Annotated in this window: 21 protein-coding genes; 6 read left to right on the top strand and 15 right to left on the bottom strand. The window is 72.6% G+C overall.

The window, feature by feature from the left end; translation table 11 throughout:
* Positions 1–17 precede the first annotated feature (17 nt).
* The 9 genes from aceE to cobT all read right to left on the bottom strand — a co-directional run bounded on the left by aceE (position 18) and on the right by cobT (position 13,812).
* The gene (gene aceE / locus ACZ4SW_RS07115; protein ID WP_468238978.1) at positions 18–2,720 is read right to left on the bottom strand and encodes a pyruvate dehydrogenase (acetyl-transferring), homodimeric type; all 2,703 of its coding nucleotides are present in this window, start codon (positions 2,718–2,720) and stop codon (positions 18–20) included.
* 355 nt (positions 2,721–3,075) lie between these two features.
* Positions 3,076–3,699 (bottom strand): GntR family transcriptional regulator, encoded by a 624-nt coding sequence (locus ACZ4SW_RS07110; RefSeq protein WP_468238976.1) that lies wholly within the window; start codon positions 3,697–3,699, stop codon positions 3,076–3,078.
* Positions 3,700–3,890: 191 nt separating this feature from the next.
* Positions 3,891–5,708, bottom strand: coding sequence for a 2-oxoglutarate dehydrogenase, E2 component, dihydrolipoamide succinyltransferase (gene sucB, locus ACZ4SW_RS07105; RefSeq protein WP_468238973.1), 1,818 nt, complete (start codon positions 5,706–5,708; stop codon positions 3,891–3,893).
* Between the two features lie 101 nt (positions 5,709–5,809).
* Positions 5,810–7,198, bottom strand: a complete 1,389-nt coding sequence (gene lpdA / locus ACZ4SW_RS07100) for a dihydrolipoyl dehydrogenase (RefSeq protein ID WP_468238971.1) — start codon at positions 7,196–7,198, stop codon at positions 5,810–5,812.
* Positions 7,199–7,500: 302 nt separating this feature from the next.
* Entirely contained in the window at positions 7,501–9,042 is a 1,542-nt protein-coding gene (locus tag ACZ4SW_RS07095) for a leucyl aminopeptidase (protein ID WP_468238969.1), read from the bottom strand.
* A 280-nt stretch (positions 9,043–9,322) separates the two neighbouring features.
* On the bottom strand, positions 9,323–10,105 hold the full coding sequence (locus tag ACZ4SW_RS07090) for an adenosylcobinamide-GDP ribazoletransferase (protein WP_468238966.1): 783 nt from the start codon (positions 10,103–10,105) through the stop codon (positions 9,323–9,325).
* Positions 10,106–10,133: 28 nt separating this feature from the next.
* Entirely contained in the window at positions 10,134–10,817 is a 684-nt protein-coding gene (locus ACZ4SW_RS07085) for a hypothetical protein (protein ID WP_468238964.1), read from the bottom strand.
* A 79-nt stretch (positions 10,818–10,896) separates the two neighbouring features.
* Positions 10,897–12,678 (bottom strand): phosphatidylglycerol lysyltransferase domain-containing protein, encoded by a 1,782-nt coding sequence (locus tag ACZ4SW_RS07080; protein WP_468238962.1) that lies wholly within the window; start codon positions 12,676–12,678, stop codon positions 10,897–10,899.
* A 66-nt stretch (positions 12,679–12,744) separates the two neighbouring features.
* Positions 12,745–13,812, bottom strand: a complete 1,068-nt coding sequence (cobT, locus tag ACZ4SW_RS07075) for a nicotinate-nucleotide--dimethylbenzimidazole phosphoribosyltransferase (RefSeq protein WP_468238958.1) — start codon at positions 13,810–13,812, stop codon at positions 12,745–12,747.
* Between the two features lie 131 nt (positions 13,813–13,943).
* Here cobT and ACZ4SW_RS07070 point away from each other — a divergent pair, with 131 nt between their 5' ends.
* The gene (locus ACZ4SW_RS07070; RefSeq protein WP_468238956.1) at positions 13,944–15,023 is read left to right on the top strand and encodes a class I SAM-dependent methyltransferase; all 1,080 of its coding nucleotides are present in this window, start codon (positions 13,944–13,946) and stop codon (positions 15,021–15,023) included.
* Here the strand turns inward: ACZ4SW_RS07070 and ACZ4SW_RS07065 are convergent.
* Positions 15,012–16,211 carry a bifunctional adenosylcobinamide kinase/adenosylcobinamide-phosphate guanylyltransferase gene (locus ACZ4SW_RS07065; protein WP_468238953.1) on the bottom strand — a complete coding sequence of 400 codons (1,200 nt, stop codon included), beginning with the start codon at positions 16,209–16,211 and terminating at the stop codon, positions 15,012–15,014. The genes ACZ4SW_RS07070 and ACZ4SW_RS07065 overlap by 12 nt on opposite strands.
* A 111-nt stretch (positions 16,212–16,322) precedes the next feature.
* On the opposite strand from ACZ4SW_RS07065, the gene ACZ4SW_RS07060 reads away from it, so the two are divergent.
* Positions 16,323–16,532, top strand: a complete 210-nt coding sequence (locus ACZ4SW_RS07060; RefSeq protein WP_468239424.1) for a hypothetical protein — start codon at positions 16,323–16,325, stop codon at positions 16,530–16,532.
* A 35-nt stretch (positions 16,533–16,567) separates the two neighbouring features.
* Here the strand turns inward: ACZ4SW_RS07060 and ACZ4SW_RS07055 are convergent, their stop codons facing one another.
* The 3 genes from ACZ4SW_RS07055 to ACZ4SW_RS07045 form a co-directional block, all read right to left on the bottom strand.
* On the bottom strand, positions 16,568–17,644 hold the full coding sequence (locus tag ACZ4SW_RS07055) for a S1C family serine protease (protein WP_468238951.1): 1,077 nt from the start codon (positions 17,642–17,644) through the stop codon (positions 16,568–16,570).
* 71 nt (positions 17,645–17,715) lie between these two features.
* The gene (locus ACZ4SW_RS07050; RefSeq protein WP_468238948.1) at positions 17,716–18,417 is read right to left on the bottom strand and encodes a class I SAM-dependent methyltransferase; all 702 of its coding nucleotides are present in this window, start codon (positions 18,415–18,417) and stop codon (positions 17,716–17,718) included.
* Positions 18,418–18,500: 83 nt separating this feature from the next.
* Positions 18,501–19,130: a DUF3043 domain-containing protein gene (locus ACZ4SW_RS07045; protein ID WP_468238946.1), complete on the bottom strand. Its 630-nt coding sequence runs from the start codon at positions 19,128–19,130 to the stop codon at positions 18,501–18,503.
* 299 nt (positions 19,131–19,429) lie between these two features.
* On the opposite strand from ACZ4SW_RS07045, the gene ACZ4SW_RS07040 reads away from it, so the two are divergent.
* The 4 genes from ACZ4SW_RS07040 to ACZ4SW_RS07025 all read left to right on the top strand — a co-directional run bounded on the left by ACZ4SW_RS07040 (position 19,430) and on the right by ACZ4SW_RS07025 (position 22,687).
* Positions 19,430–20,227, top strand: a complete 798-nt coding sequence (locus ACZ4SW_RS07040) for a PspA/IM30 family protein (RefSeq protein WP_468238943.1) — start codon at positions 19,430–19,432, stop codon at positions 20,225–20,227.
* Positions 20,228–20,255: 28 nt separating this feature from the next.
* Entirely contained in the window at positions 20,256–20,534 is a 279-nt protein-coding gene (gene pspAA, locus ACZ4SW_RS07035; protein WP_468238941.1) for a PspA-associated protein PspAA, read from the top strand.
* Between the two features lie 223 nt (positions 20,535–20,757).
* Entirely contained in the window at positions 20,758–21,987 is a 1,230-nt protein-coding gene (locus tag ACZ4SW_RS07030) for a sensor histidine kinase (RefSeq protein ID WP_468238938.1), read from the top strand.
* Positions 21,988–22,009: 22 nt separating this feature from the next.
* Positions 22,010–22,687, top strand: a complete 678-nt coding sequence (locus ACZ4SW_RS07025; RefSeq protein WP_468238936.1) for a response regulator — start codon at positions 22,010–22,012, stop codon at positions 22,685–22,687.
* 15 nt (positions 22,688–22,702) lie between these two features.
* On the opposite strand, the gene ACZ4SW_RS07020 is transcribed toward ACZ4SW_RS07025, so the two are convergent.
* Both ACZ4SW_RS07020 and ACZ4SW_RS07015 read right to left on the bottom strand, forming a co-directional pair.
* Positions 22,703–23,281, bottom strand: a complete 579-nt coding sequence (locus ACZ4SW_RS07020) for a Uma2 family endonuclease (protein WP_468238934.1) — start codon at positions 23,279–23,281, stop codon at positions 22,703–22,705.
* 326 nt (positions 23,282–23,607) lie between these two features.
* Positions 23,608–24,075, bottom strand: coding sequence for a hypothetical protein (locus ACZ4SW_RS07015; RefSeq protein ID WP_468238932.1), 468 nt, complete (start codon positions 24,073–24,075; stop codon positions 23,608–23,610).
* Between the last annotated feature and the right edge of the window lie 258 nt (positions 24,076–24,333).

The raw sequence follows: 24,333 nt of genomic DNA, 5'->3' as shown, positions 1-24,333 counted from the left end.
CGTGCTGCCCGCAGGCCTTACAGGCCGTACTTCTCCCGGGCCTCCTTCACGGCCGTCGCCTTGACCTCGCCGCGCCTGGCGAGCTGGGCCAGGGCCGCGACCACGATCGACTCGGCGTCGACGCCGAAGTGGCGGCGGGCCGCCTCACGGGTGTCGGAGAGGCCGAAGCCGTCGGCGCCCAGCGAGGAGTAGTCCTGCTCGACCCACTGCGCGATCTGGTCCGGGACCTGGCGCATGTAGTCGGAGACGGCCAGCACCGGGCCCTCGGCGCCCTGGAGCGCCCGGCGCACGTACGGCACCCGCTCCTCGCCGCGCAGCAGCGCCGCGTCGGCCTCCATGGCGTCCCGCCGCAGCTCGGTCCACGAGGTCGCCGACCACACGTCCGCCGCGACGCCCCACTCCTCGGCGAGCAGCTTCTGCGCCTTCAGCGCCCAGTGGATCGCCGTGCCGGAGCCGAGGAGCTGGATGCGCGGGGCGTTGGCGGCCGGGGCGAGACCCGCCGACTCCGCCGTGTTGAAGCGGTACAGGCCCTTGACGATGCCCTCGTCGATGCCGGGGGCGGCCGGCTTCGCGGGCTGCGGCAGCGGCTCGTTGTAGACGGTCAGGTAGTAGAAGACGTTCTGGTCCTCACCCGGGGCCGCCTCGCCGTACATGCGGCGCAGACCGTCCTTGACGATGACCGCGATCTCGTACGCGAACGCCGGGTCGTACGTCAGCGCCGCCGGGTTGGTCGCGGCGATGACGGGGGAGTGGCCGTCCGCGTGCTGCAGGCCCTCACCGGTCAGCGTCGTACGGCCGGCCGTCGCGCCGACGAGGAAGCCGCGGCCGAGCTGGTCGCCGAGCTGCCACATCTGGTCGGCGGTGCGCTGCCAGCCGAACATCGAGTAGAAAATGTAGAACGGGATCATCGCCTCGCCGTGCGTCGCGTACGACGTGGAGGCGGCGATGAAGTCGGCCATCGAACCGGCCTCGGTGATCCCCTCGTTGAGGATCTGGCCGTTCTTGGCCTCCTTGTAGTACATGAGCTGGTCGCGGTCGACCGGCTCGTACGTCTGGCCCTTGGGCGAGTAGATGCCGAGCGACGGGAACAGCGACTCCATGCCGAAGGTGCGCGCCTCGTCGGGAACGATCGGGACCCAGCGCTTACCCGTCTCCTTGTCGCGGACCAGGTCCTTGACCAGGCGGACGAACGCCATGGTGGTCGCCACGTTCTGCGAGCCGGAGCCCTTGTCGAAGGCGGCGAACGCCTTCTCGGCCGGGGCCGGCAGCGGGGCGACGGGGTGGACGCGGCGGGCCGGGGCCGGGCCGCCGAGGGCCGCGCGGCGCTCCTGGAGGTAGCGGACCTCGGGGGAGTCGGCGCCCGGGTGGCCGTAGGGCACCACGCCGTCGACGAAGTCGCTGTCCTTGATCGGCAGGCCGAGGCGGTCGCGCATCGCCTTGAACTCGTCCACCGTCAGCTTCTTCATCTGGTGGTTGGCGTTCTTCGACGCGAAGCCCTCACCGAGGGTGTGGCCCTTGACGGTCTGGGCCAGGATCACCGTCGGCGCGCCCTTGTGCTCCAGGGCCGCCTTGTACGCGGCGTAGACCTTGCGGGCCTCGTGGCCGCCGCGGGAGAAGTGGAAGCACTCGATGATCTTGTCGTCGCTCAGCAGCTTCGCCATCTCGGCGAGCGCCGGGTCCTTGCCGAAGAAGTCCTCGCGGATGTAGGCGGCGTCGCGGGTCTGGTACGTCTGGACCTGGGCGTCCGGCACCTCGCGCAGACGGCGGACCAGCGCGCCCGTGGTGTCGAGGGCGAACAGCTCGTCCCAGGCGGTGCCCCACAGCGTCTTGACGACGTTCCAGCCGGCGCCGCGGAACTGGGCCTCCAGCTCCTGCACGATCTTGAAGTTGGCGCGGACCGGGCCGTCGAGGCGCTGCAGGTTGCAGTTGATGACGAAGGTGAGGTTGTCCAGCTCCTCACGGGCGGCGAGCGCGAGGGCCGCCGTCGACTCCGGCTCGTCCATCTCGCCGTCGCCGAGGAACGCCCACACGTGCGAGGAGGAGACGTCCTTGATGCCGCGGCTGGTGAGGTAGCGGTTGAAGCGCGCCTGGTAGATCGCGGAGAGCGGGCCGAGGCCCATGGAGACCGTCGGGAACTCCCACAGCCAGGGCAGGCGGCGCGGGTGCGGGTAGGACGGCAGACCGTTGCCGCCGGCCTCCTGGCGGAAGTTGTCCAGGTGCTGCTCGGTCAGGCGGCCGTCGAGGAAGGCGCGGGCGTAGATGCCGGGGGAGGCGTGGCCCTGGATGTAGAGCTGGTCGCCCGAGCCGTCGCCCTCCTTGCCCTTGAAGAAGTGGTTGAAGCCGGTCTCGTAGAGCCAGGCGGCGGAGGCGAAGGTGGCGATGTGGCCGCCCACGCCGTGTTTGCTGCCGCGGGTCACCATGGCGGCCGCGTTCCAGCGGTTCCAGGCGGTGATCCGGGCCTCCATCTCCTCGTCACCGGGCACGGTGGGCTCGGCGGCGGTGGGGATGGAGTTGACGTAGTCGGTCTCGAGGAGCTTCGGCAGCGCGATGCCGGTGCCCTCGGCACGCTCCAGTGTGCGGCGCATCAGGTACGCGGCACGGTGCGGCCCGGCCGCCTTGGCGACGGCGTCCAGGGAGGCCTGCCATTCGGCGGTCTCCTCCGGGTCGCGGTCCGGGAGCTGGTCGAGCTCGCTCGGCTGGATGGCGTGGGGGTCGGTCATGTCGCCGCCTTCCTCAGTCGAAGGGGGTTCCCTCATCGGTAAGGGTTGGGGTTGCCCTTGGTCTTTGGCAGGACAGGGCGTGGGCTCCGGTGAGAGTCCATCGGGGACTGTAACTCCCTGATCGATGATCGATCAAAGGGTTGAGGCCCAAAACCTCTTGATCACGAGAAAGTCGGCACGCGGTGCCTCGGAGAGTGGCACCGGGTGACGCTTCCGCCCAGGGTTTTTGCAGGTCGGGGCGCGTTTGAGCGGGGGATCGCTCCGGTGTTCGGGCTGGTTCAGGGCTGGCTGCCAGGGCTCCGCACCCCAGGGCCGGCGCCGTCGGGGCCGGTCTCCGCCGCGGCGGGAAGAGAGGTCAGGCCCTCGGCGCGCAGCCCAGGACGTGGGCCTTCACCAGCTCCGCGATCCTCGGGTCCCGGCGCTTGAACGCCTCCACCAGTTCCTCGTGCTCCTCCGCGTACGACTGCTGGACCGTGCCCAGCCAGCGGATCGACAGGGCCGTGAAGACCTCGATGCCCAGGCCCTCCCAGGTGTGCAGCAGCACGGAGTTGCCGGCCGCGCGGACCAGTTCCCGGTGGAAGGCCACCGTGTGCCGCACCTGCGCCGTACCGTCCGCCCTGCGGTCCGCCTCGTAGAGCGCGGCCACGTGCGGCTCCAGAGCCGAGCAGTCCTCCGCCAGCCGCTGCGCCGCCAGCTCCGCCGCGATCGCCTCCAGACCGGCCCGGACCGGATAGCTCTCCTCCAGGTCGGCCGCCGTCAGGTTCCGCACCCGCACGCCCTTGTTCGGCGCCGACTCGATCAGCCGCAGCGACTCCAGCTCCCGCAGCGCCTCGCGCACCGGAGTCTGGCTGACCTCCAGCTCCGTGGCGATCCGCCGCTCCACGATCCGCTCGCCCGGCTTCCAGCGCCCGCTGACGATCCCCTCCACGATGTGCTCGCGGATCTGCTCGCGCAGCGAGTGGACGACGGGCGCGGTCATGAAGGGCTCCTTAGGTGGGGCCCAGCGGCCCACGGGGGCTTTGACGTTTAGACAATACGGCCGCCACCGCCCGGGGGAAGGGCGCATACCGGCGCTTTTGCGCAGGTGAGACGAGGCTTACACCCGGCAAACGCGACGCCCCCGCCCGGAATGCTCCGGACGGGGGCGTCGTACAGCCGTGTCCCCGAGGGTCAGAGGCCGAGCTCGACCTCGAACTCGCCCGCCTCCAGGATCGCCTTGACGGCCGTCAGGTAACGGGCCGCGTCGGCGCCGTCGACCAGGCGGTGGTCGTAGGACAGCGTCAGGTAGGTCATGTCGCGGACGCCGATGACCGTGCCCTCCTCCGTCTCGATGACGGCCGGGCGCTTGACCGTGGCGCCGATGCCGAGGATCGCGACCTGGCCCGGCGGCACGATGATCGTGTCGAACAGGGCACCGCGCGAACCGGTGTTGGAGATGGTGAAGGTCGCGCCGGACAGCTCGTCCGGGGTGATCTTGCTGGCCCGGACCTTGCCCGCGAGCTCCGCCGTGGCCTTCGCGATGCCGGCGATGTTGAGGTCGCCCGCGTGCTTGATGACCGGGGTCATCAGGCCCTTCTCGGAGTCCACCGCGATACCGATGTTCTCGGTGTCGAAGTAGGTGATCGTGCCCTCGGCCTCGTTGATCCTGGCGTTGATGACCGGGTGGGCCTTCAGCGCCTGGGCGGCGGCCTTGACGAAGAACGGCATCGGGGAGAGCTTCACGCCCTCACGGGCCGCGAACGCGTCCTTGGCGCGGGCGCGCAGCTTCATCAGGCGGGTCACGTCGACCTCGACCACCGAGGAGAGCTGGGCCTGCTCGTGCAGGGCCTTGACCATGTTGTCGCCGATGACCTTGCGGATCCGCGGCATCTTGACGGTCTGGCCGCGCAGCGGGGACGCCTCCAGGACCGGCGCCTTCTTCGCGGCCGGGGCGGCGGCGGCAGCCGGGGCCGGGGCGGCAGCGGCGGCCTTCGCGGCCTCGGCGGCGGCGATGACGTCCTGCTTGCGGATGCGGCCGCCGACGCCGGTGCCCTTGACGGTGGACAGGTCGACGCCGTTCTCGGCGGCGAGCTTGCGCACCAGCGGGGTCACGTAGGCGCCCTCGTCGGTCGGCTGGGCGGCGGCCGGAGCAGCCGGAGCAGCCGGGGCCGGGGCCGGGGCAGGCGCGGCAGGCGCGGGAGCCGGAGCCGCGGGCTGGGCCGGGGCGGCAGCGGCGGGGGCTGCCGGCGCGGGCGCCGGAGCCGGAGCGGCAGGCGCGGCGGGGGCCGGGGCGGCCGGGGCCTCGGCGGCGGGCGCCGGAGCGGGGGCGGCCGGGGCCGGGGCGGCCGCCGGAGCGGCACCCGGGGCACCGATGACGGCGAGCTTGGCGCCGACCTCGGCGGTCTCGTCCTCACCGACGACGATCTCCAGCAGCACACCGGAGGCGGGCGCCGGGATCTCGGTGTCGACCTTGTCCGTGGAGACCTCGAGCAGCGGCTCGTCGGCCTCGACGGTGTCGCCGACCGACTTCAGCCAGCGGGTGACGGTGCCCTCGGTGACGGACTCGCCGAGCGCGGGCAGGACGACCTCGGTGCCCTCGGCGGTGCCCGCACCGGCGGTGGCCTCGGCGGTCGGGGCCGGAGCCGGGGCGGCCTGCTCGGTGGAGGGGGCGGCCGGGGCCTGGGCCGCCGGAGCGGCCGTCGGGGTCGGGGCCGGAGCGGCGGCCGGGGCGGCCTCGGCGGCGGGGGCCGGGGCCGCCGCGGGGGCGCCCGTGCCGTCGTCGATGACGGCCAGCTCGGCGCCGACCTCGACCGTCTCGTCCTCGGCGACCTTGATGGAGGACAGCACGCCGGAAGCCGGCGCGGGGATCTCGGTGTCGACCTTGTCGGTCGAGACCTCGAGCAGCGGCTCGTCGGCCTCGACGCGTTCACCCTCGGCCTTCAGCCAGCGGGTGACGGTGCCCTCGGTGACGCTCTCGCCGAGCGCCGGAAGGGTTACGGAAACCGCCATGGTTTCGGTTGCTCCTTAACGGATGGGGTCTCCCCCAGTTCGAGCGAAGCCGAGAACTAGGGGAAGCGGAAGTCTGTGTCGTCGCGTTCGTCGACCGAGGGTCAGTCGTGTGCGTGCAGCGGCTTGCCGGCCAGGGCCAGGTGGGCCTCGCCGAGCGCCTCGTTCTGCGTCGGGTGGGCGTGGATGAGCTGGGCCACCTCGGCCGGCAGCGCCTCCCAGTTGTAGATGAGCTGGGCCTCGCCGACCTGCTCGCCCATGCGGTCGCCCACCATGTGGACGCCGACGACGGCACCGTCCTTGACCTGGACGAGCTTGATCTCGCCCGCGGTCTTCAGGATCTTGCTCCTGCCGTTGCCCGCCAGGTTGTACTTCAGGGCGACGACCTTGTCCGCGCCGTAGATCTCCTTGGCCTTGGCCTCGGTGATGCCGACGGAGGCGACCTCCGGGTGGCAGTACGTCACCCGCGGCACGCCGTCGTAGTCGATCGGAACGACCTTGAGGCCGGCCAGGCGCTCCGCCACCAGGATGCCCTCGGCGAAGCCGACGTGGGCGAGCTGGAGCGTCGGGACCAGGTCACCGACGGCGGAGATGGTCGGGACGTTGGTGCGCATGTACTCGTCGACGAGGACGTAGCCGCGGTCCATGGCGACCCCGGCCTCCTCGTAGCCCAGGCCCTGGGAGACCGGGCCGCGGCCGACGGCGACGAGGAGGACCTCGGCCTCGAACTCCTTGCCGTCGGCGAGGGTGACCTTGACCCCGTCCTGGGTGTACTCGGCCTTCTGGAAGAAGGTGCCCAGGTTGAACTTGATGCCGCGCTTGCGGAAGGCGCGCTCGAGCAGCTTGGAGGAGTTCTCGTCCTCGACCGGGACGAGGTGCTTGAGGCCCTCGATGATCGTGACGTCCGAACCGAAGGACTTCCACGCGGAGGCGAACTCGACGCCGATGACGCCGCCGCCCAGGATGATCGCGGACTTCGGCACGCGGTCCAGGACGAGGGCGTGGTCGGAGGAGATGATGCGGTTGCCGTCGATCTCCAGGCCCGGGAGCGACTTCGGCACGGAGCCGGTGGCGAGCAGGACGTGGCGGCCCTGGATGCGCTGACCGTTCACATCGACGGAGGTCGGGGAGGACAGGTAGCCCTCACCCTCGATGTAGGTCACCTTGCGGGAGGCGATCAGGCCCTGCAGACCCTTGTACAGGCCCGAGATGACATCGTCCTTGTACTTGTGGACGGCCGGTACGTCGATGCCCTCGAAGCTGGTCTTGACACCGAACTGCTCGCTCTCGCGGGCCTGGTCGGCGATCTCGCCCGCGTGCAGCAGGGCCTTGGTGGGGATGCAGCCCCGGTGCAGGCAGGTGCCGCCGACCTTGTCCTTCTCGATCAGGGCGACGTCCAGGCCCAGCTGCGCCCCGCGCAGGGCCGCGGCGTAACCACCGCTACCACCGCCGAGGATCACTAGGTCGAAAACGGTGCTGGCGTCGTTCGCCACGTCACGTCCTCCATGCATGTGCGCCGTGCGCCGGTCGTCGGTGACCGGCAGGCGGCTGGTGTCCGGCCGCTTGATGCTTCGGCCCTTCGGTGGGGCCCTGTCCTGCCGAGACCCCATCTTTGCACTTGTCGGCCGCTACCGAGACGCCGGGCCGGTGTGTGAGACGTCTGATCCGTCACGTCTCAAGGTCGCGGCGTCGGTGGGCCGTACGGATTTCGTCGAGGGCGTAACGCCCGGTGCCACGACCGGGACGCCCCCGGACCGCGCGGGTCCGGGGGCCGCCCGCACCGGACGGGGCGCGATCAGCCCAGGTCGCCGGCGGCCGCCAGCTCCGCGAGCCGGACCAGCGTGCGCACCGCCGAGCCCGTGCCGCCCTTCGGCGTGTAGCCGAACGGGGCCTGCTCGTTGAACGCCGGGCCCGCGATGTCGAGGTGGGCCCAGGTGATGCCCTCGCCGACGAACTCCCTCAGGAACAGGCCGGCGACCAGGCCGCCGCCCATCCGCTCGCCCATGTTGGCGATGTCGGCGGTGGGGGAGTCCATGCCCTTGCGCAGGTGCTCGGGCAGCGGCATCGGCCAGGACTCCTCGCCGACCTCCTCGGCGGCCTCGTGGACCGCGGTGCGGAACGCATCGTCGTTCGCCATGATCCCGAAGGTGCGGCTGCCCAGCGCCAGCATCATCGCGCCGGTGAGGGTGGCGACGTCCACGATGGCGTCCGGGTTCTCCTCCGAGGCCGCCCACAGCGCGTCGGCGAGGACCAGCCGGCCCTCCGCGTCCGTGTTGAGCACCTCGACGGTCTTGCCGCTGTACATGCGCAGCACGTCACCGGGGCGGGTGGCGGAGCCGGAGGGCATGTTCTCGGCGAGGGCGAGCCAGCCCGTGACGTTCACCTCGAGGCCGAGGCGGGCGGCGGCCACGACCGCGGCGAAGACCGCCGCCGCGCCGGACATGTCGCACTTCATGGTCTCGTTGTGGCCGGCCGGCTTCAGCGAGATGCCGCCCGAGTCGTAGGTGATGCCCTTGCCGACGTAGGCGAGGTGCTTCTCCGCCCGGGGGTGCGTGTACGACAGCTTCACCAGGCGCGGAGCGGAGGCGGAGCCCGCGCCGACGCCGAGGATGCCGCCGTAGCCGCCCTTGGCGAGCGCCTTCTCGTCGAGCACCTGCACCTTGATGCCGTGCTCCTTGGCCGCGGTCTGGGCGAGGGCCGCGAAGGCCGCCGGGTTCAGGTCGTTCGGCGGGGTGTTGATCAGGTCGCGGGCGCGGTTGAGCTCCTCGGTGACCGCGACGGCGCGCTCCACGGCCGCCTTGTACGCCTTGTCGCGGGGCTTGCCGCCGAGCAGGGCGACCTCGGCGAGGGGTGCCTTGCCGTTGTTCTTGGCGTTGCGGCCGTTCCGGCCGTTCCTGCCGTTCTCCTTGTACGTGTCGAAGGAGTACGCGCCGAGCAGCGCGCCCTCGCCGATGACGCCGGCGTCCGCCGCGTCCGTGATCGGCAGGGCGAAGACGGCCTTCTTGGAGCCGGCGAGTGCGCGGGCGGCGGATCCGGCGGCGCGGCGCAGCGCCTCGGCGGGGAACGCCTCGTCCTTCTCCGGCTCGGCACCGAGGCCCACCGCCACCACGACGGGAGCCTTGAAGCCGGAGGGCGCGGGCAGCTTCGTCACCTCGCCCTCGGCACCCGAGGCGCCCAGGGTCTGCAGGATGGCGGCGAGCCTGCCGTCGTACGCCTGGTCCACGGCCTCGGCGCCCGGTGCGACGACCGGGCCCTCAGCGCCCTTCGCGACACCGACCACGATCGCGTCGGCGCGCAGGCCGGCCGCGGCGGCGGTGCTGAGAGTGAGAGCAGTCACGGTGGTGAAATCTCGCTTCCGATTGAGTTTCAGGTGGCCGAACGGATGGGGTCGACCGGCCCGGGAACCGACCCTAGATTGCCGTGCACATCCGGTCTTCACCTGGGCAGGGAAACACCCGCCACGAGACTACGCGCGGTGGCCGGTTTCTGCGGTGCCGGGCGTCCGCGGTCGACGGCCGGCAGGGGTGGGCCCGGCTCGGCACCCCGCCGCAGCGGCGTTCCGGAACCGCCGATGCCGGGCCGTCCCGGCGTGTGCCGCCGCGGGCTGGGCCGCCTGTTCAGCCCAGTGACAGCACCACGAGTGCCGTCGTCGCGGCGGTCTCGGCGAGCCCGCCGAAGACGTCACCGGTGACCCCGCCGAAGCGGCGCACGCAGTGCCGCAGCAGCAGTTCGGCGACGGCGGCCGAGACGACGACCGCGAGGGCCGTGCGGACCATGTCGTACGTGCCGAGGAGCGCGCCCCCGGCCGCCGCGGCCACGGCGACGGCGGCGCCCACCGCGAGCGCACCGCCCGTCGGCACCACGCCCGCGACCGCGGCCCCCAGCCCCTCGGGCCGGGCGGCCGGTATGCCCTCGCGCGCGGCCAGGGTGAGCGCCAGCCGGGCCGCCGTCGCCGAGACGACCGCCGCGAGGGCGCCCCGCGTCCAGGAGTGACCGTACGCCTGCGCGAGCGCCGCGACCTGGGCGAACAGTACGAACACCAGCGTGATCACACCGAACGGCCCGATGTCGGACTGCTTCATGATCCGCAACGCGTCCTCGGCGGGCTTGCCGCTCCCGAGCCCGTCCGCGGTGTCGGCGAGCCCGTCCAGGTGCAGCCCCCGGGTGAGCGCGGCGGGCACGGCGGCGGAAGCCACGGCGGCGAGCAGGGCTCCGGCCCCCAGCAGCAGCGACAGCCCCCCGACAGCCGCGGCGACCACCCCGACCACGACCCCGGCGAGAGGCGCCGCCACCATGCCCCCGCGTGCGGCGTCGCGATCCCAGCGGCTGACTTCGACGGGCAGGACGGTGAGGGTCCCGAAGGCGAACCGGAGACCATCGAGCGGCGGGATCTTGGACACGGGGGCAGCGTAGCTCCCCCGGCACAGTTCACCCTCCGGTGTCACGCAACCACGCCGCCCCCGGGGACCGCTCACGCAGCTCCGACAGGGCGCACAGCAACACCACCGCGCCGATCGCCGCGATGTGCTCCTTGCCCGCCAGGTTGTCCTTCACCACCAGCTCCACGACCATCGCGGCGGCCACCACGCCCCCCGTGACCCGCGCGCCGTACCGCCGGCACAGGAACAGGGCCAGCCCGATCACCGCCGCCGACGGCCCGGTGTCGACGACCTGCGCGTCCGTCGGGGGCAGCCCCAACGGGTGGTGGGGGCCCAGGGCGATGCCCAGGCGCGCGTACAGGGTGCCGGCCAGCGTGGCGGTGTAGGCGATGACGAGGGTGCGCCGGCGGCCCAGGCAGATCTCGGCGGTCCCGAACACGAACAGCATCTGCAGCAGCGCGCCCCACACCGGCAGGTCGAGAGCCGGTACGAACAGGGAGAGCGGGGTGCGCAGCAGGGCCAGCCACAGCGGCTCCCCGGCCCGTACGGACCCGATGTTCTGCACGAACCCGAAGCCCCACGGCTGGTTCTGCACGAACTGCAGGACGGAGGTGAGGCACACGGCGGCGAGCGTCATCGGCAGCGCCCGCCAGGTGCGCCGTGCGAGGGCCTGGCGCACGGTGACGTACGGGGGTCCCCACTCGGCGCGGACCAGGCGGGCGAGGGCCTTCATCCCGTGGTCCTGATCAGTCCGGAGAGGGCGCTCATCCAGCGGTCCTGGTCTGTCCGGCGCTCGTCATCCCCCGTGCTCCTCACCTGTGCGACTGAAGGTGCTTGCGGTGCAGCCACTTCGGGAGCCCCGGCGCCTCCAGGAACCCCTCCGCACGTGCCGAGGCGACGCCGATGCGCAGCAGGTCCGCGCTCTTCTCGAAGAGCAGGAACCTGGGTTCCCAGATGGGCCGGTACTTCGCGTTGGCCCGGTACAGCGACTCGATCTGCCACCACCGCGAGAAGAAGCTGAGCAGCGAACGCCACAGCCTCAGCACCGGTCCGGCACCGAGTCGTGCACCACGTTCGAAGACGGAACGGAACATGGCGAAGTTGAGCGAGACCTGGGTGATCCCGATCTCCCCGGCGCGGCGCAGCAGTTCGATGACCATGAACTCCATGAGGCCGTTGTCGGAGTCGCGGTCGCGCCGCATCAGGTCCAGCGACAGGCCGTGCGGTCCCCAGGGCACGAAGGACAGCAGCGCCCGCAGCCGGCCCTCGCCGTCCGTGCACTCGAGCATCACGCACTGTCCGTCCTCCGGATCGCCGAGCCTGCCCAGCGCCATGCTGAAGCCGCGTTCGGTGGCCCCGTCGCGCCAGTCGTCGGCCTTCCGGAGCAGGAACGCCATCTCGTCGGCGGGGATGTCCGCGTGGCGCCGGATGCGGACCGTGTACCCGGCGCGCCGGACCCGGTTGCAGGCCTGGCGCACGGTGCGCATGGCCCGTCCCTCCAGGGTGAACTCACCGACGTCCACGATGGCTTCGTCACCGAGTTCGAGCGCGTCCATCCCGTGCCGCGCGTAGACGGTCCCCGCCTCCTCGCTCGCGCCCATCACCGCCGGGATCCAGCCGTGCGCGCGGGCCTCGGCGAGCCAGGGCTCGATGGCGCCGGGCCAGGCCTCCGGGTCGCCGAGCGGGTCGCCGGAGGCGAGCGAGACTCCGCCGAGGACGCGGTAGGCGACGGCCGCCTTGCCGGTGGGCGACCAGATGACGCTCTTCTCGCGGCGCAGCGCGAAGTAGCCGAGGGAGTCGCGCTCGCCGTGCCGCTGCAGCAGCGCCCGCAGCCGTTTCTCGTCGTCCTCGGTGATCGGGTCGACGGCGCGCCGGGAGCGGAACGCGGCGTACAGGACGGCGAGGACGAGCAGCGTGCTGAAGACGTTGATGGTGACGTTGACCCAGTTGGGGGTGGCGATCCCCGGGTAGTGCGAGTCGTCGACGGTGACCGAGACCAGGCGCAGGGTGCCGTAGCGCCAGCGCTCCGGGAAGGTCGAACGGTGGGCGTCCCGCGCGGTGTTGGTGACGGTGACCAGGAGGGCTGCGAGCAGGGAGGCGGTGAGCAGACCGCCGGCGGCGACGGCGGCGGCGAGCCGCGGGTTGGACCGGTCGCCCTTGGCGTAGAACTCGCGCCGGCCGACGAGGAGCGCTGCGGCGAAGGCCGCGGTGAGGACCAGGGAGATCCAGTTCTGGGCGTACTGCCGGATCTCCGGGAAGGCCATGGCGAACGCGAACAGCAGCAGGAAGGGGCCGCTGAGCGCCAGGTTGAGGATCCATGCCGCCCGTTTGCGGCGCCGCATCGTCACGGCGAGGAACATCGTGAACACGCCGGAGGCGAAACCCGCGGTCAGCAGGTAGGGCGTGAAGAGGTTCTCCTGGTTGTGCCGTCGCACGTCCTGCCCGAAGGAGACCCAGACGGCGGAGAGGAAGTTGATGAACGTGACGGCCCGCAGGTACCAGACCGCGAACGCGGCGGCCCGCCGGGAGGCCCGCCCCCCGCCCCCCGGCCGAACCGTGCGTTCCCGTTCCACGCTAAATCGGGCATCTCCCATGAAGGGCGATGATATGGGGCGCTCAAGGGAGTGCGGGGGAGCGGTTCGAGGCAGAAATCGGCCAGTTCACTCCTTGTCCGCGGCCTCCACGGACTTCTCCGGAAGCTCCGCCGCCAGGGCGGCCGCGGCCTGCACCAGGGGCAGCGCCAGCAGGGCTCCGGCTCCCTCACCGACCGTCACTCCGTGGTCGAGCAGCGGCTCGAGGGCCATCCGGTCCAGCGCCTTGGCCTGAGCCGGCTCCCCGCTGTTCTGGCCCGCCAGCCACCAGTCCGGCGCGCGGAACGCGATCCGCTGCGCCACCAGCGCGCACGCCGCGGACACCACCCCGTCCAGGATCACCGGCGTCTTGCGCACCGCGCACTGCAGCAGGAAGCCCGTCATCGCCGCCAGATCGGCGCCGCCCACCGTCGCCAGCAACTGCAACTGGTCCCCGAGCACGGGCCGGGCCCGCCGCAGCGCGTCCCGGATCGCCGCGCACTTGCGCATCCACGCCAGGTCGTCGATCGCCAGGCCCCCGCGCCCGGTCACCACGGAGGCGTCGGTCCCGCACAGCGCGGCGATCAGTACGGCCGCCGGCGTCGTCCCGCCGACGCTCACATCGCCGAGGACCACCAGGTCCGTCCCGGCGTCCGCCTCCTCGTCCGCGACCGCGACACCGGCCCGGAACGCCGCCTGGGCCTCCTCGAGGGTCAGCGCGTCCTCCACGTCGATGCGTCCGCTGCCGCGCCGCACCCGGTGCCGTACGACGTCCTCCGGCAGCGCCTCGGGGTCGCAGTCCAGCGCCATGTCGACCACCCGCACGGGCACGTTCATCTGCCGGGCCAGGATCGACGCCGGGCCGGCGCCCTCCAGGACCGCCCGCACCAGCCGGTCGGCGCTGCCCGCGGGCCGCGCCGACACGCCGAGCGAGGCGACCCCGTGGTCGCCCGCGAACAGCACCGCACGCGGCCGCTCGATCGGCCGCACCGGCACGGCGGACTGCGCCGCCGCCAGCCACTCACCCAGGTCGTCCAGGCGCCCCAGTGCCCCGGGCGGCACGATCTGACGCTCCCGGCGCGCCTCCGCGTCGCGGCGCACCCCGCCGTCGGGGCGCTCGATCAGATCGGTGAAGTCGTCGAGATTAAGCGAGCTCATTCGCCGAACAGTACCGGCAGAGATCGAACGCGGAGGCGCCACGTCGACGGCACGTCATTGCGTCCCCGAGCGGCATCCCGTACGTACCGTTTGATCACGGATTGTCCTACGCCGCCGATCAGGAGCCGCCCATGCCCCCCACTCCGCGGACGGGCGCCGCACACCGCACCGGGCGCCCCCGTCAACCCGCCCGGGGCGTGCGCCGGTTCGAGCCGCGCCGCGAGGACTGCCCGTGGTGCGGCTCGGCGCGGCTGCACACCCGGCTGCGCACCCCGGACCTGCTGCGGCGCACCCCGGGCACGTTCGTCCTCGACGAGTGCGGGGACTGCGGGCACACCTTCCAGAACCCCCGCCTCACCGCCGACGGGATCGCCTTCCACCACAGCGACGTCCACGACCCCCACCACCGGCTCGACGGCTTCGCCGAACGCCTCCTCACCGCCCCCGGCACCGCCCGGCGTCACCGCGCCGCGGCCCGCGCGATGCTGCCCTTCCCGGAACCGGAGAGCTGGCTCGACGTCGGCACCGGCCGCGGCGACTTCCCCCGGGCGGCCAAGGAGGTCCACCCCTACACGTCCTTCGACGGCCTGGACACCTCCCGCGGTGTGGAGCGCGCACGGGCCGCGGGCCGCATCGAGGAGGCCCACCGCGGACACCTCACCGACCCGGCGATCCTCGCCCGGCTGCGCTCCCGCTACGACGTCGTCAGCATGTTCCACCACCTGGAGCACACCCCCGACCCGCGCGCCGAACTCCGCGCCGCCCTGGCCCTGCTGCGCCCCGGCGGCCATCTCCTCGTCGAAGGGGCCGACCCGGCCTGCGCGTTCGCCGCACTGCTCGGCAGATGGTGGCTCTCCCACGGCCAGCCCCGCCGTCTGCACCTGATGCCGCTCGGCAACCTGCTCGCCGAACTGGAGTCCCTGGGCTGCGCGATCGTCGCCACCGACCACCGCGAGCCGCATACCCCGTACGACATCGCGGGCGTCCTCGCCCTCGTCCTGGACCGGGTGCTGCCGCCCCCGGACGCCCCCTGGCGCGCCGTGCCGCCGACCCGCCCCGCACGCCGGCTGCGCGCCACCCTGACGAGCGCCGCCGCACCCCTCGTCGCGACCGCCACCGCCCTGGACCGCACCCTGGCCCCGCTGCTGCGACGGACCCGCTTCTCCAACGCCTACCGGGTCATCGCCCGAAACGCGCCCTCATCCGCGTAGCGTCAGCGCCTGCCCCGCCACCACCAGCAGCACATGCTCGCACTCCGCCGCGAAGGCCGTGTTCAGCCGGCCCAGTTCGTCGCGGTAGCGGCGGCCGGACGCGGTCGCCGGGACGATGCCGGAACCCACCTCGTTCGAGACCGCGACGACCGTCCGCCGGGTCTCACGGACCGCCGCCGCCAGCTCCTCCACCCGCGCCCGCAGCGCCCGCTCACCGCCGTCCGCCCACTCCGCGTCGTCCCACGCCGTCACCGCGTCCATCGCGTCCGTCAGCCACAGCGACAGACAGTCGATCAGCAGCGGCGGCCCGTCCTCCTCCAGCAGCGGTACCAGGTCGCAGGTCTCGACGGTGTGCCAGGACCCGGGCCGCCGCTCCCGGTGTGCCGCCACCCGCGCCGCCCACTCCGAGTCCCCGCCCCGCGTCCCGCCCGTCGCCACGTACAGCACGTCCGGGAACGCCTCCAGGCGCCGCTCCGCCTCCACCGACTTGCCCGACCGCGCCCCGCCCAGCACCAGGGTGCGCCGAGGCACGTCCGGCACGTCCTCACGGGCGCCGACGACGAGCGCCGTGCCGTCCGGCACCGCCCGCGCCCCCGCCGCCGCGAGCCGCCGCGCCAGTTCGGTGCCCGGCGGCACGTCATGGTCCAGATGGGCGGCGACGACGTCCGTGGCCGGCCCGAGCGCCCCCACCGCCCGCAGCTTCGCCAGCGCGTCCGGCCGCCCCACCACATCCGCGACCACCATGTCGTACGGCTCCACCGGCCCCGAGAGCCCGGCCGGCGCCGCGCCCGGCGGCAGATACAGCAGCCGCGTCCCGTCCGGGCCGGTCACCGCGTACCCCGTGCCCGGCGCGTCCATCGCCAGGGCCCGCACCCGGTGCCCGGTCAGCAGCGTCAACTCCCGCCCGTCCGGCACCCGCCCGGGCTGCGGCAGATCCGCCGGGATCTCCACCGGGGGACCGTCGTGCGGATGCGTGAGCAGCACCTGCCGTACGCCCGCCGTCGACCGCCCGGCGCGCGCCGCCGCGAACGCCGCGCCCGGGGTCAGGTCCAGCAGCAGCACCCCGTCCACGAGCAGGGAGGTCGCCGCCCGCGCCGCGGGCCCGAGCGCCCGTGCGCAGGCGGCGCAGGGACAGCCGGGGCGGGGGAGTCCGGGAGGAGCGCCGGTACCGAGCAAAGTGAGTTCCACGGACCCGATTTTCCCGGGTCACCGCACGTCTTGCGCGTCCGGCTAGGCTCGACCCGACGAGCGGGCCGGGATTCGGTCCGCTCTGCAGGTGCTCACATCGTGGAGGCGTACATGGTGGCGTGGACGTGGCGGTTCGAGAAGGCCGACGGGACGGAGGTCCAGCCGGCGGTCGAGCCCGAGGAGTTCACCACTCAGGGGGACGCCGAGTCCTGGATCGGGGAGCACTGGAAGGACCTGCTCGCCGGAGGAGCCGACCAGGTGCGGCTGTTCGAGGACGGCACGGAGATCTACGGGCCGATGAGCCTGCACGCCGAGGAGTGATCGGCACGGGCGGGGGCCGCTCCGGCCCTCGCCCCCTACTGCTCGCCCAGGGTGACGTCCACCGTCCTGCGGTGCCCGTCCCGCACATACGTCACCGTCGTCCGCTGCCCCGGCCTGTCACCGGCGAGCGCCTGGGCGAGGGACGTGACCGTGGTGATGCTCGTGTCACCCAGTGCGGTGATGACGTCCCCGGCCCGGAGCCCCGCCCTGTCGGCCGCGCCACCGCTTTGGACCCGGACCACCGCGACGCCGGCCGGCCGATAGTCGGCGTTCACCACCGTGCGGGCCGAGATGTCGAGGGCCGCCCGCCCCGAGTCGGTGACGTGCCCCGTCCTGATGATCTGGTCGGCGACCGTCTTCACCAGGGACGTCGGGATCGCGAACCCGATGCCGGGCGCCGCGCCGCCCCCGAGCTCCGGGTCGACCGCGGCCAGCGTGGGGATGCCGATGACCTTGCCGCCGAGATCGACGAGCGCGCCCCCGCTGTTGCCCGGGTTGATCGCCGCCGAGGTCTGCACCATGTTCCCGATCGTGGCACCCGTACCCCCGTCGCCGCGGCCTTCGCTGACGGTCCGTCCGGTCGCCGACACGATCCCCTGCGTCACGCTGGAGGACAGCCCGAGCGGCGAGCCCATGGCGAGCACGATCTGCCCCACCTCGACCTTGGCGGAGTCCCCGAAGGCGGCCGCCCTCAGCCCGCGCGGCACCTTGTCGAGCCGGATGACGGCGAGGTCCTGCTCCGGGTACGAGGAGACGAGCCGCGCGGTCAGCGGCTGCTCGCTGTTGGCGGTGGTCACCTTGAACGCCCGGTTGTGCCCGATCACATGTGCGTTGGTGACGATGTGCCCCCTGCCGTCGTAGACCACGCCGGACCCCAGGGCGTTGCCGGTCTGGATCTGCACGACGGACGGCAGGACGTCCTTGATGACCCGCTGGTACTGGCTCTGCAGGTCGCTCGCCGCCGTGGCCAGGGCGCCGGAACGGGTGCTCGCCGCGCCCTCCTCCCGGGCCGGGGACCCGGAGCCGGTGGTGCAGCCGCCGAGCAGGACCAGACAGCAGACGAGGAGCGGGGCGCACAGCCGGCGCGGGGCACGGGTACGGGAAGCGTCCATGCCCCGAGTGTCACCACGGCGCCACGGACCTGCCCCCGCTGCTCACCCGAACGGGGTCGCCCGGACCGTCCTCAGCCGCGCACTCCGCACAGATGCAGCAACGCCGCGACCCCGCGGTACGGGTCCGTCCGCCCGGCCCGCTCCTCCACCGCCAGCAGCGTCTCGACCTCGGGGGGAACCTCCGCGTCGTCCGCCGCCGTGTCGGTGAAGACGCGCACCCCGTACCAGGCGTGCAGCGGTGCGCCGATCCCCGCCAGTGTCGCGGTCAGCGCCTCCAGCCGGTCCGCGCGCACGTGCAGGCCGAGCCGGTTGGTGTAGGACAGGGTGCCGAAGGCGGCCAGCGCGCCCGCCCAGTGACCGGACAGGCCCGGCCGCATCGCCAGCGCGTCCCCGTTGCGCACCAGGAGGGAGAGCAGCCCGCCGGGGGCCAGCATGCGGGCGAGCCCCGCCAGCAGCGCGTCCGGCTCCTCGACGTACATCAGCACGCCGTGGCAGAGCACCACGTCGAAGCTGCCCGGCAGGAAGTGGACGCCGGTGTCCCGGCCGTCGCCCTCGATGATCCGCATCCGCTCCCGGATGCCCTCCGGCTCGGCGGCGAGGGTCTCACGGGCGGCGGCGATCATCTTCTCGTCCCGCTCGAGCCCGGTCACCTGGTGCCCCGCCCGGGCCAGGCGCAGCGCCTGCGTCCCCTGGCCCATGCCCACGTCGAGCACCCGCAGCCGCTGCCCGACCGGGAACCGCCCGGATATCTGCTCGTCCAGTTGCCGGGCCACCAGCTCCTGCCGTACGACATCACGCAGACCGCCGAGCCTGCTCAGCCAGGCGTCCGCCGCGCCCCCCGAGAAAGACGTCGTACTCAGGGCCGCTCTCCGCGCTTGACCTGGGGCTTGGGCAGCCGCAGCCGGCGCATCTGCAGGGAGCGCATCAGTGCGTAGGCGACCGCGCCCCGCCTGTTCTGGTCGGGGAACCGCTCGCTCAGCCGCTTGCGCAGCCGGATCGCGGAGAACACCGAGTCGGCGACGATCCCCAGGATCACGATCAGCCACAGCAGCAGCGCGATCGACTGCAGCGCGCCCACCCGCACCACGCTCAGCACGAGGATGACCACGGCCATGGGCAGGAAGAACTCCGCCACGTTGAGCCGGGAGTCGACGTGGTCGCGCGCGAACTTGCGGACCGGGCCCTTGTCCCGCGCCGGCAGATACCGCTCGTCCCCGCCGGCCAGCGCCTGGCGCTGCCTCTCCAGCGCGGCACGCCGCTCCTCGCGCTGCCGCTTGGCGGCGTCCTTGCGCGACAGGGACGTGTTGGCGACGCTGCGGCGCTGGGACTGGGCCTCACTGCGCTTGGGCGTGGGCCTGCCCTTCGGGGCCTGCGGGTCACGGGGCTGCTTGGAGACGGTCACCGGCGCCTTGTCGGCGACCGGGGCCTTCTCTTCCTTGGCACGGCTACGGAACACAAAACCCAAGGGTACGGGGTGCCCCCGCATGGACCCCAGCCCCGTGGGGAACGATCCGGCAACACCGCTCGTCTCCAGGGGGACAGAGCGGCAGCAAAAGGAAGACCGCCGACGTTCTTCCGAAGGACGGCTGAGGGAATCGCGGCGTCTCCCCGTACGTCACCGAGGGGGACACCTACTCCCTACGCCGGAGCGGGACCGGACGCAGTCGTCCTTGGGGATGACCGCATCCGTCCCCGAACAGTGCGGTAATGGATGCAGGGCCCGTACTGTGGGTTCTGTCGCAGAGCTGTGAGCTGGACTCGGTCAGAAGGGGGCGCGCGAAGCCCATGAGCGGTGTCATGAAGCGTATGGGGATGATCTTCCGCGCGAAGGCGAACAAGGCCCTTGACCGGGCCGAGGACCCGCGCGAGACCCTCGATTACTCGTACCAGAAGCAGCTGGAGCTGCTGCAGAAGGTGCGCCGTGGTGTGGCGGACGTGGCCACGTCGCGCAAGCGCCTGGAACTCCAGCTCAACCAACTCCAGCAGCAGTCGTCGAAGCTGGAGGACCAGGGCCGCAAGGCGCTGGCGCTCGGCCGGGAGGACCTGGCCCGCGAGGCGCTGTCCCGGCGGGCGGCGCTCCAGCAGCAGGTGACGGACCTGGAGACCCAGCACCAGACCCTGCAGGGCGAGGAGGAGAAGCTCACGCTGGCGGCCCAGCGGCTGCAGGCGAAGGTGGACGCCTTCCGCACCAAGAAGGAGACCATCAAGGCGACGTACACGGCGGCCCAGGCGCAGACCCGGATCGGCGAGGCGTTCTCCGGGATCTCCGAGGAGATGGGCGACGTCGGCCTCGCGATCCAGCGCGCCGAGGACAAGACGGCCCAGCTCCAGGCCCGCGCGGGCGCGATCGACGAACTCCTGGCCTCCGGTGCCCTGGACGACCCCTCCGGCATGGCCAAGGACGACATCCAGGCCGAGCTGGACCGGCTCTCCGGCGGTACGGACGTGGAGCTGGAGCTGCAGCGCATGAAGGCCGAGCTGGCGGGAGGCTCGTCCGACCAGCGGCAGGCCATCGAGGGCGGCACCGGACAGGGCCAGAACCAGTCCCAGCCGCAGGACACCCCGCGCTTCGACAAGCAGTGAGCCGGTCTCACGCCTCAAGGAGGGCGACATGATCGTACGGATCATGGGTGAGGGGCAGGTGCGGCTCGACGACGCCCGCGTCGCCGAGCTGAACAAGCTGGACGACGAGCTGCTCGCGGAGATGGAGCACGGCGACGAGGCCGGCTTCCGCCGCACCCTGACCGCACTGCTCACGGAGGTCCGCCGCCTGGGCGCTCCGCTGCCGGACGACTCCCTGGAACCGTCGGAGCTGATCCTGCCGTCGCCGGACGCGAGTCTGGAGGAGGTCAGGGAGATGCTGAGCGACGATGGGCTGATTCCGGGCTGATTCCGTGTTGATCCAGGGCTGAGCGGTTCGTCCGGCCCGGGTCGGCGGAATCCGGCCCGTCTGCGGGTTCCCCGTGCTCGACGAGCTCGGGGGAGTCCGGGGACGAGGCCGTTCAGGCCGGAGCGGGGCCCGGGGGCGGCAGCGCCCGGGCGGGACGTGCGTGCACCGCCGGGCGGACCCGGCCTCGGTTCCGCCCGCCGCAGCCGCCCCGTACCGTGAAGCCGTGAGCACCCTAGAGCGCACCCGGTGCCGGATCCGCGCCCACCCCCTCGCCCTGGACGCCGTCCTGGCCTTCGGCGTCCTGGTCGCCATGCTGGCCACGTCCGTCGCCGACCCCCGCGGCGACCGCGCCACCTGGGGAGCCCACACCCCCGACGCCCTCAGCCTCGTCCTCATGGTGCTCGGCGCCGCGGCGCTCGTCCTCCGCAGGCGGCACCCCATGACCGTCCTCGCCGTCACCGGCACCCTCTCCCTCGTGGAGCTGGTCACCGCAGACCCGCGCGCCCCCGTGGCGATGTCCGCCGTCGTCGCCCTCTACACCGTCGCCTCCACCACCGACCGCCCCACCACCTGGCGCGTCGGCCTGCTGACGATGACCGTGCTGACCGGCGCCGCCATGCTGTCCGGCCCCCTGCCGTGGTACGCGCAGGAGAACCTCGGCCTCTTCGCCTGGACCGGCATGGCCGCGGCCGCCGGCGACGCCGTGCGCAGCCGCCGCGCCTTCGTGCAGGCCATCAGGGAGCGTGCCGAGCGCGCGGAGCGCACCCGTGAGGAGGAGGCCCGCCGCCGCGTCGCCGAGGAACGCCTGCGCATCGCCCGTGACCTGCACGACGTCGTCGCCCACCACATCGCCCTGGTCAACGTGCAGGCCGGAGTCGCCGCCCACGTCATGGACAAGCGGCCCGACCAGGCCAAGGAGGCCCTCGCCCACGTCCGCGAGGCCAGCCGCTCCGCGCTCAACGAACTCCGTGCCACGGTCGGCCTGCTCCGCCAGTCCGGCGACCCCGAGGCCCCCACCGAACCCGCCCCCGGACTGGCCCGCCTCGACGAACTCGCCGAGACCTTCCGCAGCGCCGGCCTCCCGGTCGAGGTCGCCCGCGCCGACTCCGGCACCACACTGCCCGCCGCCGTGGACCTGGCCGCGTACCGCGTCATCCAGGAGGCCCTCACCAATGTGCGCAAGCACGCGGGGCCCACCGCGAAGGCCGAGGTCAGCGTCGTCCGCGTGGGCCCCGACGTGGAGATCACGGTCCTCGACGACGGCCCGGGCGAGGACACCGCGTCCGGGGACGACGACGGCCACGGCGGCCATGGCCTGCTCGGCATGCGGGAGCGCGTCACCGCCGTCGGCGGCTCCCTCACCACCGGTCCCCGCTACGGGGGCGGCTTCCGCGTCCATGCGATCCTGCCCGTCGAGAACCACACGACGACCGCAGCCGGGGAGACCGTGTGACCGCCGCCCAGGGAGGGCCCGTATGACCATCCGTGTCCTGCTCGCCGACGACCAGGCGCTGCTGCGCAGCGCCTTCCGGGTGCTCGTCGACTCCGAGCCGGACATGGAGGTGGTGGGCGAGGCGTCCGACGGCGCCGAGGCGGTTCGGCTCGCCAAGGAGCGGGGCACCGACGTCGTCCTCATGGACATCCGCATGCCCGGCACGGACGGCCTCGCCGCGACCCGCCTGATCAGCGCTGATCCGGCTCTCGCCCACGTCCGGGTGGTCATACTCACGACCTTCGAGGTGGACGACTACGTCGTGCAGTCGCTGCGCGCCGGCGCCTCCGGCTTCCTCGGCAAGGGCTCCGAGCCCGAGGACCTGCTGAACGCCATCCGCGTCGCGCACGGCGGCGAGGCCCTGCTGTCGCCCGCCGCCACCAAGGGGCTCATCGCCCGGTTCCTCGCCCAGGGCGACGACGACGGCCGCGACCCGGCCCACTCCGACCGGCTCGGCACGCTCACCGGCCGGGAGCGCGAGGTGCTCGTCCAGGTCGCAGGCGGCCACTCCAACGACGAGATCGCCGAACGCCTGGAGGTCAGCCCGCTCACGGTGAAGACGCACGTCAACCGGGCGATGGCGAAACTGGGCGCCCGCGACCGGGCCCAACTGGTGGTCATCGCCTACGAGTCGGGACTGGTGCGCCCGAGGACGGACTGACGAGGACGCCGGACGTCACAGGAAGTCGGTGGTGCCCAGTTCGAAGGCGAACGGTTCCGGCAGGACGAGCGGCTTTCCGAACGGAAGCGTGCAGTGCTGGCGGTAGTCGTCGTCCTCCGGGTCGCTGAACAGGGTGATCGAGGAGGCCTCGCGGTCGACGAGCAGGTAGAGGGGGATGCTGCCACGGGCGTAGCAACGGCGCTTGGCCTCGCGGTCGGTCTGGGGCTTCGTGGACGTCACTTCGAGCACCATGGCCACGCCGTCGGAGGGCATCCAGGGGTCGGCGCCACGGTAGAGGCGCAGCTCCGCGGGCGCGAAGGTGCCGTCGGGGATCACGTGGTCCTTGGGACAGCCGCCCTCGCTCTGGAGCCTCAGGCCTTTGTTCCCGGAGAAGTCCATGTCGGTCCGGGACCGCCTGATCACCTGTTTCACGATCTGGTTGATGTAGTCCTCGTGGTCCCCGTCCGGCGGCGGCGTCACAACGATCTCCCCCTCGATCAGACCGGCCCGGAACCCCTCCGGGGTCTCGAGCGCCAGGAAGGTCTCCAGCAGGCCTTCCGCCGGCGTGATGGGCTCATGTGCCACGGCAGTCATGTCACGCCCCTCCTTCTGTCGATCGCCAGACTGGGACATCGGAAGATCACCTGGCCCTGAGATCGGGAACCGTTCCCTCGATCGTGGCACAGGATCACGGCCACCGTCAGGGACGTGTGGCCGTGCCGAGTGAGGGGGCGCACCGTGCATGCCGATGGTGGGGCCAGCTTTGTCGCGGGTCCGTGGCGAAGTCCGGCTGCGACTCGCGCGAGTCGGCCGCCGGCTGCGGGACACTCAGGGGTGCCGGATTGCGATCGCGGGGACATTTCGGATGAATGCCCCCGGTGTCGTGCAGGGGCCGGGCCCAAAGGGACGACCCGTCGCGCTCAGTCCTGCTTCGCGCCGGCCGTGGCCGGCGGCAGCATGCCGGAGCATGTGGCCCGGCCGAACGTGCCGGTGGCGGTGGCGCTCTGGACGTGCTTGCCGCGGACGGCGAGCGTGCAGCGGGCTTGACCGCCCTTCTCGCCGAGAACGATGCCGATGGTCGGTTCCTTGCCGAGCGGGACGTCCACCGTCCTGCGCCATGGCAGCGCGGCCGCTTTGACGACGGTGGCATCACCGGATGCGCTGCGGGCCTGGTAGGTGATGTCGACGGTGCCGGTGCCGGTCACCTCGTACGTCACCGCAGCGGTGGGGATATGCCGTTCCGGCTTGCCGTCGTCCTGGCCGATGCCGAGTACGCCGTAGAGGACGAGGCCGGCGCAGGCGGCGAGCAGGGCGCCGCCGATGGCCAGGCCGAGGCGGTCGCCGCTCGGCTTCCCTGCCGTTTCGGATTCCTGGGTTTCGCCGCCCATGAATGGTCTCCCTGAAATTCGGAATGCTCGGGTGCTCGGGGTTGGAGCCGGGCGTTTATACACCACACCGAATCGCCATGGCCAGCGAGCGGATATATCGGGCAACACGGCGGCCGATTCAGCGTCAAGCGCCGGGTAAGAGGCTCAACTCCCGATGTGTCCGGTCGCTTGACACTCTGTCGGCCGCATGGCTAGAAACCCGGCGCCGCTGCCTGTGGCCTGCCGTCATCGCAGTTGGGAGGCGTGTACGGGCGGCGG

Source organism: Streptomyces sp. NPDC028331 (assembly GCF_055565775.1).
This window is presented reverse-complemented; position numbering and strand designations above follow the sequence as displayed.

What these genes read in the sequence shown, in the direction of transcription:
- ACZ4SW_RS07025 (WP_468238936.1), top strand. Translation starts at nt 22,010, where the DNA reads ATGACCATCCGTGTCCTGCTCGCCGACGACCAGGCGCTGCTGCGCAGC.
- ACZ4SW_RS07080 (WP_468238962.1), bottom strand. Translation starts at nt 12,678, where the DNA reads ATGGGAGATGCCCGATTTAGCGTGGAACGGGAACGCACGGTTCGGCCG.
- sucB (WP_468238973.1), bottom strand. Translation starts at nt 5,708, where the DNA reads ATGGCGGTTTCCGTAACCCTTCCGGCGCTCGGCGAGAGCGTCACCGAG.
- ACZ4SW_RS07040 (WP_468238943.1), top strand. Translation starts at nt 19,430, where the DNA reads ATGAGCGGTGTCATGAAGCGTATGGGGATGATCTTCCGCGCGAAGGCG.
- ACZ4SW_RS07015 (WP_468238932.1), bottom strand. Translation starts at nt 24,075, where the DNA reads ATGGGCGGCGAAACCCAGGAATCCGAAACGGCAGGGAAGCCGAGCGGC.
- ACZ4SW_RS07070 (WP_468238956.1), top strand. Translation starts at nt 13,944, where the DNA reads ATGCCCCCCACTCCGCGGACGGGCGCCGCACACCGCACCGGGCGCCCC.
- ACZ4SW_RS07055 (WP_468238951.1), bottom strand. Translation starts at nt 17,644, where the DNA reads ATGGACGCTTCCCGTACCCGTGCCCCGCGCCGGCTGTGCGCCCCGCTC.
- ACZ4SW_RS07060 (WP_468239424.1), top strand. Translation starts at nt 16,323, where the DNA reads ATGGTGGCGTGGACGTGGCGGTTCGAGAAGGCCGACGGGACGGAGGTC.
- aceE (WP_468238978.1), bottom strand. Translation starts at nt 2,720, where the DNA reads ATGACCGACCCCCACGCCATCCAGCCGAGCGAGCTCGACCAGCTCCCG.
- ACZ4SW_RS07110 (WP_468238976.1), bottom strand. Translation starts at nt 3,699, where the DNA reads ATGACCGCGCCCGTCGTCCACTCGCTGCGCGAGCAGATCCGCGAGCAC.
- ACZ4SW_RS07045 (WP_468238946.1), bottom strand. Translation starts at nt 19,130, where the DNA reads ATGCGGGGGCACCCCGTACCCTTGGGTTTTGTGTTCCGTAGCCGTGCC.
- ACZ4SW_RS07085 (WP_468238964.1), bottom strand. Translation starts at nt 10,817, where the DNA reads ATGAAGGCCCTCGCCCGCCTGGTCCGCGCCGAGTGGGGACCCCCGTAC.
- ACZ4SW_RS07020 (WP_468238934.1), bottom strand. Translation starts at nt 23,281, where the DNA reads ATGACTGCCGTGGCACATGAGCCCATCACGCCGGCGGAAGGCCTGCTG.
- pspAA (WP_468238941.1), top strand. Translation starts at nt 20,256, where the DNA reads ATGATCGTACGGATCATGGGTGAGGGGCAGGTGCGGCTCGACGACGCC.
- cobT (WP_468238958.1), bottom strand. Translation starts at nt 13,812, where the DNA reads ATGAGCTCGCTTAATCTCGACGACTTCACCGATCTGATCGAGCGCCCC.